Below are 12,512 nucleotides of genomic sequence, written 5' to 3'. Positions count from 1 at the left end.
CGGAGTCGACGGCGGAGGATGCGGGATTCGAACCCGCGAGGGCTGTTAACCCAACCCGCGTTCCAGGCGAGCGCCATAGGCCACTAGGCGAATCCTCCGCCGAGCAGCATACCTGCCACCCGTCGCATCGTGAAAACGCCCGCTCATATACCCCTCGGACCCGCCCCTCGTTCCACGGCGGGGGCGCACCGACGCGCAGATGACACCGAGACTCCCACCTCGCGATATTTCCTCTGCCGCACCGCACCGACCACCGAATTGTGACGGCCGTCGCGCCCGGACGCGCCGACGGTGCCATGATGGGCGCCGTGGATCCCCAGGTGATCGAGATCGTTCAGAGTTCCCCGGCCTGGTGGCAGTCGTGGCTGCCGCTGATCGGTTCGCTCGCGCTCGGTGGTGCGGCGGTCATCGCCGTATTGGTCAACAATCGGACGAACCGGGACGCGATCGCCGCCGCGGACGAGCGGGCCCAGCGCGCCCTGTCCGTCGCCTCCCAGCAGCAGACCGACAGCGCCCAGCGCCAGGCCGACACCACCCGGCTGCAGATCGACGCGGCCCACCATCAGGTGGAGTCCGCGCATGCCGTCGCACTTCTCCAGGTGGGCGAGCACTGGCGTCGCAACACCGTCGCCGCGGCGGTGGCCGATACCCTGGGTATGTCCAGCCGGATCTGCCAGGCGCTGCGCCGTGATCAGGATTGGACCGATGAACTCATCGGCGACCTGATCCACGAACTGGAGGCGGGGTCGGACCGGGCCAACGTCCTACGGCTTACCGGCTCGGACCCGCACTACAAGCAGTGGCGGCAGCTGGCCGATACCCTGTCCGATCTCCTGCTCTCGGCTCTCACCCTGCAACGCAAGAAGCTGCAGGACGCCCCGCCCGAGGAGATCCGGGCGGCCCGCGACCACAAGACCCAGCTGCTGGGCGAGGTGCGGGTCGCCGAGCGCGATCTCATCGTGGCCACCCGTGAGGAATTGCGGATCGATCCGAACTGATCTCCCCGCGAGATCAGTTCAGGCAGCGGGCGGTCGCGTGCAGGGCCTCCCGCAGCCGCTCGGCGTAATCGTCGATATCCGGCACGGTTGCGGGGTCGGCGTGCACCGAAAGAGTTACGGTGTCGCCCAGCCCGTGGAGCCCGTGCGTGAGATGCATCACCGCACCGAGCGCGGGAAAGCCCGCCGTGAAGCGCACCGGCGCACCGCCGAAGGTGAGGTCGGCCGCGCCACGGCGCACGCTGGAGACCACGGTGTGGCCGGTGATCTCCGCCGGAATCGTGTCCAGCGGGTAGTTGCGCACATCGCGCCGCAGCAGCAGCGGAGGCAGTACCGCGGTCACCGCGTCCTGCGCGCCGGTCAGCGGATGCGCGGCCCGTTCCCGCCGGGCCGCCAGTTCCGCCGCGATCGCCTCGGCGCGTTGCCGTAGCTCGCTTTTCCCGATGTTCAGATCCACTCCCGCGCTGCGGTAGTTGTTCCGCACGCCGGGTCGTTCCGGTATCGCTATCGGCACCTGCGCGCCCAGCCGGGTGACCTCGGTACCGCGCTTCCGCAGGTATCGTTCCAGCGCCACCGAAACCGCTGTCAGACCCACGACCGTCACGCTGAACCCGGGCGCCGCGAACTCCCCGGCCGGCAACACCAGCATGCGGACGTCATGGCCGGTAACGGTCGCCGGACGGTTGAGCGGCCCCGGTGGGTATCCGGGTCCCGGCGGTGGTACCCGCCCGGCCGCGGTCAGTTCCGCGAGCCGAGTGCGCGCCCGCCCGGCCTCCATCCCGCGCCGCACGGTGCGGGCCATGGCGACGGGCAGGGTCAGCGCCGCCGAGACCGAACGCCGCGCGACCGGCCACACCGTCCGGCGCGGGATCGCGCCGGACGTGGCCGGTGATGCGCCGGCGGGTGCGTCGGGTTCGGTGAACAGCGCTCGGGCCACACGGGACGCGCCCCGGCCGTCGACCAGTGCGTGCGAGATCTGCAGGACCACGATGGTCACCCGTGGATCGGGCGCCGGGCTCTCCCGGATGCCGCGGAAGATGTGCAGGCGCCATGGGTACTTCGTCGCGTCGACCCCCGTCTCGGTCAGGCGTCCGACGGCCTGCTGTAGCTCCGGCCAGTAGGGCCGGTCCAGTTCGTGCTCGACGAACTGGGCGGGATCGGGCTCACTCGGGATCCAGGCCGGGCCGGCAAGCCCGGTGGCGTCCTCACGCAGGCGTAACCGCAGGTCGGGGACGGCCGCGCAGCGGCGCAGGACGGCGGCACGCAATTCCGCGCCGGTGCGGGTGGATTCCGCGAAACAGTAGAGCAGGAATTGGTCGTTACGGGTGCGCCGCGACAGCCAATACATGGTCGCGTCCTGAGGAGCCAGCGAGATCACCGGCCGACCCTAGCGCCGAGCAGGGCGGGTGGACACATGCAAAAGCCCCGGGCCCACCGACCCGGGGCACCTTGCCCGATATCGGTACAACCGTCAGGCGCCGCGGAAGCCTTCCGCCGAAATTCCGGACAGGAACTCGGCCCACTTTCCGGGCGCGAAGGCCAGCACCGGCCCGTTACCGTGATCCTTGGTATCACGGACCGCTACGTTGCCGTCTCCGAGAAATGCCACCTCCACGCAGTTCCCGTCCGGGCCGCTGTATGTACTCTTTCGCCACACAGCACCCGTCACATCCACCTTCACGGCACTGCACTCCTTCGCTGCGTCGATAATGATATTCGATTCCTGCATGATTCCTGACTAGCTGGTATCCGGCGGATCACACCGAATACTCAGACGCACCGCAGATAGCGAGCAAATATCCGGATTGCCAGGATCGGACTCGCACTTCCGCGAAGACATCTGACGCGGTGGCGAAAAACCCAAGTGATCATGCCCCGCATCCCGAACAGTATCAGGTCCATCCGCGGTTTGCCGCCCTCTTGCCAACTGCGCCAATGCTTTTGCCAATCCCGCCAAGATCTCCTATTGCTGTACAATTGCGGACTTATAAGGAAGATTATGCTCGAAAATCCGAGTAGGCCCACTAATGGCAGACGTGATTGTTATGTGATCGGCCGCCCTTTCGTCAATCCCCCCTGTCACACAGCCGACGGTACCGGGCGGGATGATGGCGATATGCCCGAACGCGATCGCGATGAGCAGGGCCGCGCCACCAACGCCCGGCCCCGGGACCGGCTGGGTCGCCCGCTACCCCCCGGAAGCCCCGGCGTACCACGAATCCCCGACGACCTGGAGCTCGCACCCCGGCAAGCTCTCGTCTACGCCCAACAGCTCCTCGACCAAGGGCTGGCCTTCAACGCGCACGAAGTGCTGGAATCCGTGTGGAAGAACGGCCCCGTAGCCGAGCGCATGCTGTGGCAAGGCCTGGCGCAGTATGCCGTCGGACTCACCCATATCCAGCGCGGCAACCGCAAAGGCGCCCGCACACTGCTCCAACGGGCGACGGAGCGGCTCCGCGCATTCGATCCCGCCGCCGCCGGTCACCCCGCCGGCGCACTCCCCTACGATCTCGACGGCCCCGGCCTGCTCGCGCATGCCGAGACCCTGCTGCGGGAACTCGCGGAAACGGAAGCCGCCACGGATCCCGGCCCCGGTTCCCCGCTGCTCGAGCGCCCCGGGCTGATGCCGCGACTGGTCCGCCACCTACCATGAGCCAGATGCCGACCGATACCCCGAACGCCCTGTTCCCGGCCGGCCGGTACGCTCCGAGCCCTTCGGGCGACCTCCACCTGGGCAATCTGCGCACCGCGCTACTGGCCTGGCTGTTCGCCCGCTATACCGGTCGGCGGTTCGTGCTGCGGGTGGACGATCTGGACCGGGTCCGCCCCGGTGCCGAACAGCGCCAGCTCACCGATCTGGCCGCCCTCGGCATCGACTGGGACGGCTCGGTCCTCCACCAGTCCGACCGGCTCGCGCACTACGACGCCGCCATCGAGCGGCTCATCGCCGCCGGATGTACCTACGAATGCTTCTGCACCAGAAAAGAGATTCAGCAGGCGGCAACCGCGCCGCACGGCCCCTCGGGCGCCTACCCCGGAACCTGCCGCGATCTCACCCCGGCCGAACGTGATCGCCGCCGGGCCGCGGGCCGGCCCGCGGCGCTACGGCTGCGCAGCACCCGCGCCGACTACGAGATAACCGATCGACGGCACGGCCGCTACCGCGGCCCGGTGGACGACCTGGTACTCCGTCGCGGCGACGGTATCCCGGCCTACAACCTGACGGTCGTGGTCGACGACGCCGAGCAGGGGGTGGACCAGGTGGTGCGCGGTGACGACCTGCTGCCTTCCACACCGCGTCAGGCCTATCTCGCGTCCCTGCTCGAGTTACCGGTCCCGGAGTACGTCCATGTTCCGCTGGTGCTGAACACGGCGGGCAAACGGCTGGCCAAACGCGACGGTGCGGTCACCCTGGCCGATCGGCTCGCCCACGGCGATACCGTGGAGCAGGTGATCGCACAGCTGGGTGCCTCCTTCGGCTGCTCCGGCCGCACCGCGAAGGAACTGCTCGCCGAATTCGATCCGGACCGGATCCCGCACGAGCCGTGGGTCCTGGACCCCGGCAGCTTGGTGTCCGCGGGCCGCTGTCCGTAATCTGGCCTGCGACCGGGTCTTACGTTTCGGAGTTCAGGCAGGGCGAGATGACCAGTGGCGGGTACGACCCCAGCAACCACCCCCAGGCGGGGCAGCCGTACCGGCAGCCACCGCAGTACAACCAGCCCGGGCAATACGCCCCGCCACCGGAGCCGTACGCGCCCCCACCCGGGCAGTATCCGCCCGCCCAGCCGGGACCGTACGAAGCACAGCCCGGACAGTACCCACCGCCGGCACAGCCGTACGGTCACCAGCCTCCACCCGCGCCCACCGCGCCGGCACAGCCGTACGGTCACCAGCCTCCACCCGCGCCCACCGCGCCGGAACAACCGTACGGTCACCAGCCCCCACCCGCCCCCGCCGCGCCGGAACAGCCGCCCTATCAGCAGACGATCCATCCACAACCGCAGTACGGGGGGCAGCAGTACGGGCACCACCAGCCCGCGTTCGGCGTCCCCGGCAAGCTGTGGCCACGCTTCGCGGCCAGGGTGATCGACACCCTGATCATCGTGCTCCCGCTGGGTATTCTGCTGAACTTCGTACTGGTACCGAACTGGGCGGGGTTCGGCGGGGTCGCGCTCAGCTACGCGCTGATCTTCGCGGCCACCCTGGGGTACTACGTGCTGATGGAGATGAAAACCGGCGCCACCCTGGGCAAGAAGATTCTCGGGCTCAAGGTCGTGGCCCCGAACGGCGCACCCACCGTTCCCCCGCTCGCCGCGCTGAAGCGCAATATCTATCTGGCCGTATCGATCATCCCGTGCCTGGGCTGGGTCGCCGGTGTGGCACTGACGATCTACATGGGCGCCACGCTGGACAAGGACCCCAACAAGCAGGGCTGGCACGACAAGCTCGCCGGGGGCACCCACGTTCTCGTGGCGTAGGTTTCCGCGGTCGGACAGTCGGCGCTAGGACGCACTCGCGATGCCGGCGCCGATGAGCACCACGAGGTACAGGACGAGCAGCACCACCAGGCCGACCCCGACCCAGATTCCGCCGAGCGCGAGACCTCGGCCCTCCTGGCCGGTGCTACGGATCTGGTTGAGCGCCACCACCCCGAGGATTATCCCCACGATCGAGGTGAACCCGCAGGTCGCGAATCCCGCCAGGGAGGTCACCAACGAGGCGATCGCCAGGCCGTTGGTGCCCCGGTTGGCGGGATAGCCGTAGGGCTGATAGCCCGCGGGGTAACCGGGTGTGGAGCCGTACGGGGCGGCCGGGTAGGGCGCGGCCGGAGGCTGCGCGGAGTACGACGGAGTCGCGGGCGGCACCGGAGATGCGGCCGGGGTGGAAGGGTACTGAGGTGCCGACGGATAGCTGGAAGGTTCGGCGGGCGGCGGCTGCGCGGCCGATGCCCCGGGGTCCGACGAGATGCCCGACCCCCCGTACTGCTTCCACCACTCGTCGGATTCGCCGGGGTTCGTCATGACTACAGCCTATTCGACAGTTTGATTTGATAGCCGGGTGGAAGATTCGAACAAATCCCCCGTCCCGGACAAGTCTGGTCGCCCCGCGCCCGTTCACGCGGCGTACGCCCAGGTGGCGCGGGGGTACTACACACCGCTCGTCGTCCTGTTCACCGCTACGCTCATCATCTCCAATATCTGCGCGACCAAAGGGGTGCAGTTCTTCTCCGGCAGTTCGCTGACTCTCGGCCCGCTGGAGATCCTGCCCATCACCACCGACGCCGCGTTCTTCCTGTTCCCGCTCGCCTACGTCATCGGTGATGTGCTGAGCGAGGTCTACGGATTCCGCGCCACCCGGCGCGCGGTGTTCTACGGTTTCGCCGCGCTGCTGCTCACCGTGCTCTGCTTCGCCGTCGCGATCCAGTTGCCGCCGGCGGTTTTCTACGAGAACCAGGAAGCGTTCCGCACCGTCATCGGCACCACACCCCAGCTGGTGGCGGCCGGGCTGGGCGGCTATATGGTGGGGCAACTGCTCAACTCCGCCACCCTGGTGCTGATCAAGGAGCGGACACGGGAAAAACACCTGTGGGCCCGGCTCATCGGATCTACGGTGGTGGGCGAGCTCGCCGATACCCTGATCTTCTGCGCGATCGCGGCGACAGCCATCGGTATCGACAGCTGGGGCCAGTTCGTGAACTACGTGATCGTCGGGTTCCTGTGGAAAACCCTGTGCGAGGTGGTGTTGCTGCCGGTGACCTACCGCGTGATAGCGCTGCTCAAGAAACACGAACCGACGTACGCGCCCAGCGAGAGCGCGCCGCTGCGCTCCTGATCCCGAGATCCGTTGTTCCCGGCGGCGGTGAGGCCGACCGGGAACAACGGGCCGTGGCGCCACCGCTCAGGGGGCGGTGATCCGTCCCTGCCAGCGGCCGAGCGTTTCCGCCCGGAACTCGTCGAAATATCCGCCGTCGATACTGGCCCGGATCCGGTCCACCAGCCGGATGGTGAACCGCTCGTTGTGCACAGTGCACAGCGTCGCGGCCAGCATTTCCTTCGCTTTGAACAGGTGGTGGATATAGGCGCGGGTGTAGTGCGCGCAGGTGTAGCAGTCGCAGGTTTCGTCGATCGGGGTGAAATCCCGTTTGAAGCGCAGGGTGTCGATATTGAACCGGCCCGCATCGACATAGATCCCACCGTTGCGCCCCACCCGGGACGGGTTGACGCAGTCGAAGGTGTCCGCGCCGGCCTCGATCGCCGCGAACATATCCTCCGGTTCGCTGATCCCCAGCATATGGCGGGGTTTGTCCTCCGGGAGCTCGTCACAGCACCAGCCGACGATGGTGCCGAGATTGTGTTTCTCCAGGGCACCGCCGATCCCGTAGCCGTCGAACTCGGTACCGGCCGCGCCGCGGATACCGGTCAGCTCCCGGGATGCCTTGCGCCGCAGGTCTTCGTACTGCGCTCCCTGCACCACCGCGAAAAGCGCCTGGTACGGCCGGTGGGCGCGGGCCGCGGTGAGCCGTTCGTGTTCGTCGATGCACCGCTGCGCCCACCGATGAGTGCGCAACACCGACTGTTCCTGGTAGCCGCGGGTGTTCATCAGGGTGGTGAGTTCGTCGAACGCGAACATGATGTCCGCGCCCAGCTGGTGCTGGATACCCATCGATACCTCGGGGGTGAAGCGGTGCTTCGACCCGTTCAGATGCGATCGGAAGGTCACCCCGTCGTCGTCGACCGTGGCCAGCCGTTCCTTGCCCTTGGCGATCACGTCGTCGCTGCGCACATCGACGGTCTCCATGGCCAGCACCTTCTTGAACCCGACGCCCAGCGACATCACCTGGAAACCGCCGCTGTCGGTGAAGGTGGGCCCCGGCCAGTTCATGAAGGCGGCCAGGCCGCCGGCTTCGTCGACGATATCCGGACCGGGCTGCAGATACAGGTGGTAGGCGTTCGCGAGCAGCGCCTGCGCGCCGAGCGCGCCCATCGTCTCGGGTAGTACCGCTTTCACCGTCGCCTTGGTACCCACCGGAATGAACGCGGGGGTGGCTATCGCACCGTGCGGGGTGTGGATGACCCCCGTCCGGCCGTGCCGCCCCTCGAGGCGAGTACCGATACTGAACGAGAACCCATCGCCATCGGACACGCCCGACATCCTTGCAGGCCGTGTTCATCGGCCTGAGCAAGGGCCCTGCGTGGTCGCGTTCCGCTGCCGTCTCGGGCCCGGCTCGCGCGGGCCGGACTCAGGCTTCGACCGCGGCCGCCGCGAACTGCGCGCTGTAGAGCCGGTAGTACGCTCCGCGCCGCGCCAGCAGCTCCTCGTGGGTGCCGTGCTCCACGATCTGCCCGGCCTCCATCACCACGATCAGGTCCGCGTCGCGGATGGTGGAGAGCCGGTGGGCGATCACGAAACTGGTCCGGTCGCGGCGCAGTTCCGCGGTGGCCTGCTGCACCAGCAGTTCGGTGCGGGTGTCCACCGAACTCGTGGCCTCGTCCAGCACCAGGATGGCCGGTTTGGCCAGGAACGCCCGGGCGATGGTGATCAGCTGTTTCTCCCCGGCGCTCACCCCGGAGCCCTCTTCATCGATCACCGTGTCGTAGCCCTCGGGCAGCGCGTGCACGAAACGGTCCACATAGGCCGCCCGGGCGGCGGCCAGGATCTCGTCCTCGCTCGCCCGCGGGTTGCCGTAGGCGATGTTCTCCCGGATGGTGCCCTTGAACAACCAGGTGTCCTGCAGCACCATTCCGATCCGGGAGCGCAACTGGTCCCGGCTCATGGCGGTGATGTCGACACCGTCGACGGTGATCGCGCCGGAGTCCAGTTCGTAGAACCGCAGCAGCAGGTTCACCAGGGTGGTCTTGCCCGCCCCGGTCGGGCCCACGATCGCCACGACGTGCCCGGGTTCGGCCACCAGGGACAACCGCTCGATCACCGGTTCACCGGGCTGGTATCCGAAGGATACGGAGTCGAACTCGACCCGGCCGCGTTCGGGCGGGCGGGCAATCGGATGCTCCGGGTCGGGGCTCTGCTCGGGCGCGTCCAGGATTTCGAAGATCCGTTCCGCCGAGGCCACCCCTGATTGCAGCAGGTTGGCCATGGCGCCGATCTGGGTCAGCGGCTGGCTGAACTGGCGCGAATACTGGATGAACGCCTGCACTTCCCCCAGCGACAGCTGCCCGGAGGCCACCCGCAACCCGCCGATCAGAGCCACCAGCACGAAATTGATGTTCCCGAGGAACATCGTCGAAGGCATGATCAGCCCCGAAATGAACTGGGCCTTGAAACTGGACTGGTACAGGTGGTCGTTGCGCTCGTCGAACTCGGCGCCGACCTGGCGGCTGCGGCCGAACGCGGTGACCACCTCGTGCCCGGTATAGGCCTCTTCCACCTGCGCGTTCACCAGGCCGGTGTATTTCCACTGGTCCACAAAATGCGGTTTGGAGCGTTTGGCGATCTGCGCGGTCACCACGATCACCGCGGGCACCGTGAGCAGGGATACCAGGGCCAGGATCCAGGAGATCCAGAACATCATTCCCAGGATGCCGAGCACGCTGAGCACCGAGATCAGCAGCTGACTCATGGTCTGCTGCAGGCTCTGCGAGATATTGTCCACATCGTTGGTGACCCGGCTGAGTACGTCTCCGCGCGGCGCCGAATCGAAATAGCTCAGCGGCAGCCGGTGGATCTTGTCCTCCACATCGGCACGTAACCGTTTGATGGTGCGGTTGATCACGTCGTTGAGCAGATACGCCTGTAACCAGCCGAACAGCGCGGCGCCCGTGTACAGCGCGAGTACGACGATCAGCACCCGGCCGACGGCGTCGAAGTCGATCCCGGCCCCCGGCACGACGGCCATACCCGACAGCATGTCGGCGAAGGTGTCCTGCCCCTGGGCCCGCAGGCCGGCGATGGCCTCGTCCTTGCTGACCCCGGCGGGTAGCTGCCGCCCGACGACACCGTCGAAGATCAGGTTCGTCGCCCGGCCCAGCAGATACGGACCGGCGATGTTCAATACCACCGAGACGACACCCAGGCCCACGATGATCGCGACCAGTGTCCGTTCCGGGGCGAGCCGCCGTACCAGCCGCTTCAGCGAGGGCTTGAACGATTTCGCTTTGGTACCGGGAGCCCCCGGCCCCGGCGCCCCGGGCCTCATCGGGCCGCTCCGCCCGGGGTGGCTCCGGTGCCGGCGAGCGCCGTAGGGCCGTCACTCATCGAGCTTCCTCCACACTCAACTGGGATTCGACGATCTCCTGGTACTCCGGGCAATCGTGTACCAACTGCTCGTGGGTTCCGATACCCGCCATCTCGCCGTCTTCGAGCACCACGATCTGATCGGCATCGCGGATGGTGGCGACGCGCTGGGCCACGATGATCACCGCGGCGTCGGCGGTCTCCGGTCGCAAGGCCGCACGCAGGCGGACATCGGTGGCCACGTCCAGGGCGGAGAACGAATCGTCGAACAGATACACCCGCGGTTTACGCACCAGCGCCCGTGCGATCGCCAACCGCTGCCGTTGACCGCCCGATACCGTCGTCCCGCCCTGGGCGACCGGGGTGTCCAGGCCCTGCGGCATGGCGCGGACGAAATCGGCGGCCTGGGCGATCTCCAGGCAGCGCCACAATTCCTCGTCGCTCGCTTCCGGATCGCCGTAGCGCAGATTGCTTGCCACGGTGCCGGAGAACAGGTACGCCCGCTGGGGCACGAGTCCGATCCGCGAGCGCAGCTCGTCCAGCTCCAGCTCGCGCACATCGGTGCCGCCGAGCAGTACCGCGCCCTCGGTGACATCCATGAGACGCGGAATCAGGTTCAGCAGTGTGGTCTTACCCGCGCCCGTGGACCCCACGATCGCGGTGGTCTGCCCGGGCTCCACCCGGAAATCGATCCGGGACAGCACCGGTTTGTCGGCGCCGGGGAAACTGAAGGCGGCCCCGCGTAACCGCACCTCGGCCGGGTCGCCGCGGAAGGGCAGGGGCCGCGCGGGCGAACGTACCGAGGGTTCGGTATCGAGTACCTCGGCGATCCGGTCGGCCGAAACCGCCGCGCGTGGGGCCATCATGGCCAGGAACGACGCCATCATGACCGCCATCAGGATCTGCATGATGTAGGAGAGCAGCGCGGTCAGCGAACCGATCTGCATATCTCCGGTATCGATGGCCCGGCCGCCGAACCAGATCACGGCCACCGACGTCACGTTGCTGATCAGCATGACCGTGGGGAACATCAGCGCCATCAACCGGCCCACCCGCAGCGCGGTCGCCGTGAGATCGGCGTTGGCCACCTCGAACCGCCATACTTCGAGCCGCTCCCGGACGAAGGCGCGCACCACCCGGATCCCGGTGATCTGCTCACGCAGCACCCGGTTCACCTCGTCGAGGCGGGTCTGCATCTCGCGGAAGGCGGGCACCATCCGGGCGATGATGAAGGCCATGCTCAGGGCCAGTACCGGGACCGCGATCAACAGAATCCAGGACAGGCCCAGGTTTTCCCGCAGCGCCATGATGATGCCGCCGACGCACATGATCGGCGCCATCACCGCCACGGTCGAAGCCATCACGATGAGCAACTGCACCTGCTGCACATCGTTGGTGTTCCGGGTGATCAGCGACGGCGCGCCGAATACGCCGACCTCGCGCGCGGAGAAGGTGTTCACCCGGTGCAGTAGCGCACCGCGCAGGTCCCGGCCCGCGCTCATGGCGGCTCGCGCGGCCAGCAGCACCGAGGCCGCGGAGGCGACGATCTGCACTCCGGACACCGCCAGCATGCGCAGTCCGGCGGTCCAGATGTAGCCGATATCGCCCTTCGTCACGCCTTCGTCGATCAGGTCGGCGTTCAGGCTGGGCAGGTAGAGCATGGCGATCACCGAGATCAGCTGCAGCACCACGATCCCCGCCAGCTGTTTCCGGTACGGGCCGAGGAAGGTCCGGAGCAGTCTGATCAGCATGATGACCGCACGCTACCGTCTGCTCCCTCGGCGCGCCCCATGATTTCCGTCGCCCCGGTGGGCTCGGGGGACGGGCTCGCGGTGCCTGGTGCCCGGCGCACCCAGGCGCCGGGATCGGCGGTCAGGGCAGCGACGAACTCCGGCAGTCCGTTCGTGGCGATATCGGCCAGGGATACGTTTTCCAATACCGCCCGGATGTTCACCCGTAGCGCGATCCACACCCGCTGCAGCGGTTCGGCCGGGCCCTCGTAACGCACGTCCTCGGGACGTAGCCCGCGCACCGAGGCCAGCGGGCCCTCGACGGCGCGGATGATATCGGCGATCGAGATCCCGGCGGCGGGACGCGCCAGCCGGTAACCGCCGTCCGGACCACGCCGGCTCGTCACCAGACCGGCGCGCCGCAGGTCCGCGAGCACGCTCTCGAGCACCTTGGGCGCTATTCGCTGGGCCACGGCGATGGCTTCCGCTTTCACCGCGACGGTCTGATCGGAGGCCGCGATCTCGAGCAGCGTCCGCACGGCGTGATCCACCTTCGCGGTGATGTGCACAACAAACCTGACCTTTCCGCTGCGCC

12 protein-coding genes and 1 tRNA gene are annotated in these 12,512 nt (G+C 67.8%); 5 read left to right on the top strand and 8 right to left on the bottom strand.

Features of this window, described 5'->3' with window-relative positions; genetic code table 11:
- Positions 1–12 precede the first annotated feature (12 nt).
- Positions 13–98: transfer RNA gene (locus tag ACYR7D_RS07245), tRNA-Ser, on the bottom strand.
- Positions 99–260: 162 nt separating this feature from the next.
- On the opposite strand from ACYR7D_RS07245, the gene ACYR7D_RS07240 reads away from it, so the two are divergent.
- Positions 261–998, top strand: a complete 738-nt coding sequence (locus ACYR7D_RS07240) for a hypothetical protein (protein WP_459548849.1) — start codon at positions 261–263, stop codon at positions 996–998.
- A gap of 13 nt (positions 999–1,011) precedes the next feature.
- Here ACYR7D_RS07240 and ACYR7D_RS07235 read toward each other — a convergent pair whose 3' ends face one another.
- Positions 1,012–2,373, bottom strand: coding sequence for a wax ester/triacylglycerol synthase domain-containing protein (locus ACYR7D_RS07235; protein WP_459548848.1), 1,362 nt, complete (start codon positions 2,371–2,373; stop codon positions 1,012–1,014).
- Positions 2,374–2,466: 93 nt separating this feature from the next.
- Positions 2,467–2,724 (bottom strand): DUF397 domain-containing protein, encoded by a 258-nt coding sequence (locus tag ACYR7D_RS07230; protein ID WP_459548847.1) that lies wholly within the window; start codon positions 2,722–2,724, stop codon positions 2,467–2,469.
- Positions 2,725–3,111: 387 nt separating this feature from the next.
- On the opposite strand from ACYR7D_RS07230, the gene ACYR7D_RS07225 reads away from it, so the two are divergent.
- Genes ACYR7D_RS07225 through ACYR7D_RS07215 form a run of 3 tightly spaced genes read left to right on the top strand, consistent with a single transcriptional unit; the run spans position 3,112 to position 5,473 of the window.
- A complete protein-coding gene (locus ACYR7D_RS07225; RefSeq protein WP_459548846.1) occupies positions 3,112–3,648 on the top strand; it encodes a DUF309 domain-containing protein in 537 nt (178 codons plus the stop codon).
- Positions 3,645–4,589 carry a tRNA glutamyl-Q(34) synthetase GluQRS gene (gene gluQRS / locus ACYR7D_RS07220; protein ID WP_459548845.1) on the top strand — a complete coding sequence of 315 codons (945 nt, stop codon included), beginning with the start codon at positions 3,645–3,647 and terminating at the stop codon, positions 4,587–4,589. The genes ACYR7D_RS07225 and gluQRS overlap by 4 nt, the downstream gene beginning before the upstream one ends.
- Before the next feature lie 47 nt (positions 4,590–4,636).
- Positions 4,637–5,473, top strand: coding sequence for an RDD family protein (locus tag ACYR7D_RS07215; RefSeq protein WP_459548844.1), 837 nt, complete (start codon positions 4,637–4,639; stop codon positions 5,471–5,473).
- 24 nt (positions 5,474–5,497) lie between these two features.
- Here the strand turns inward: ACYR7D_RS07215 and ACYR7D_RS07210 are convergent, their stop codons facing one another.
- On the bottom strand, positions 5,498–6,016 hold the full coding sequence (locus tag ACYR7D_RS07210; protein WP_459548843.1) for a DUF4190 domain-containing protein: 519 nt from the start codon (positions 6,014–6,016) through the stop codon (positions 5,498–5,500).
- 37 nt (positions 6,017–6,053) lie between these two features.
- Here ACYR7D_RS07210 and ACYR7D_RS07205 point away from each other — a divergent pair, with 37 nt between their 5' ends.
- The gene (locus tag ACYR7D_RS07205) at positions 6,054–6,827 is read left to right on the top strand and encodes a queuosine precursor transporter (protein WP_459548842.1); all 774 of its coding nucleotides are present in this window, start codon (positions 6,054–6,056) and stop codon (positions 6,825–6,827) included.
- Positions 6,828–6,893: 66 nt separating this feature from the next.
- Here ACYR7D_RS07205 and tgt read toward each other — a convergent pair whose 3' ends face one another.
- The 4 genes from tgt to ACYR7D_RS07185 form a co-directional block, all read right to left on the bottom strand.
- On the bottom strand, positions 6,894–8,147 hold the full coding sequence (tgt, locus tag ACYR7D_RS07200; protein ID WP_459548841.1) for a tRNA guanosine(34) transglycosylase Tgt: 1,254 nt from the start codon (positions 8,145–8,147) through the stop codon (positions 6,894–6,896).
- An 88-nt stretch (positions 8,148–8,235) separates the two neighbouring features.
- Positions 8,236–10,149 carry an ABC transporter ATP-binding protein gene (locus ACYR7D_RS07195; protein ID WP_459548840.1) on the bottom strand — a complete coding sequence of 638 codons (1,914 nt, stop codon included), beginning with the start codon at positions 10,147–10,149 and terminating at the stop codon, positions 8,236–8,238.
- Positions 10,150–10,204: 55 nt separating this feature from the next.
- On the bottom strand, positions 10,205–11,938 hold the full coding sequence (locus ACYR7D_RS07190; protein ID WP_459548839.1) for an ABC transporter ATP-binding protein: 1,734 nt from the start codon (positions 11,936–11,938) through the stop codon (positions 10,205–10,207).
- Complete coding sequence (locus ACYR7D_RS07185) at positions 11,932–12,486, bottom strand: RrF2 family transcriptional regulator (protein ID WP_459548838.1); 555 nt, start codon at positions 12,484–12,486, stop codon at positions 11,932–11,934. Before ACYR7D_RS07185 ends, ACYR7D_RS07190 begins: the two co-directional genes overlap by 7 nt.
- Between the last annotated feature and the right edge of the window lie 26 nt (positions 12,487–12,512).

This window comes from Nocardia sp. X0981, assembly GCF_977089955.1.
This window is presented reverse-complemented; position numbering and strand designations above follow the sequence as displayed.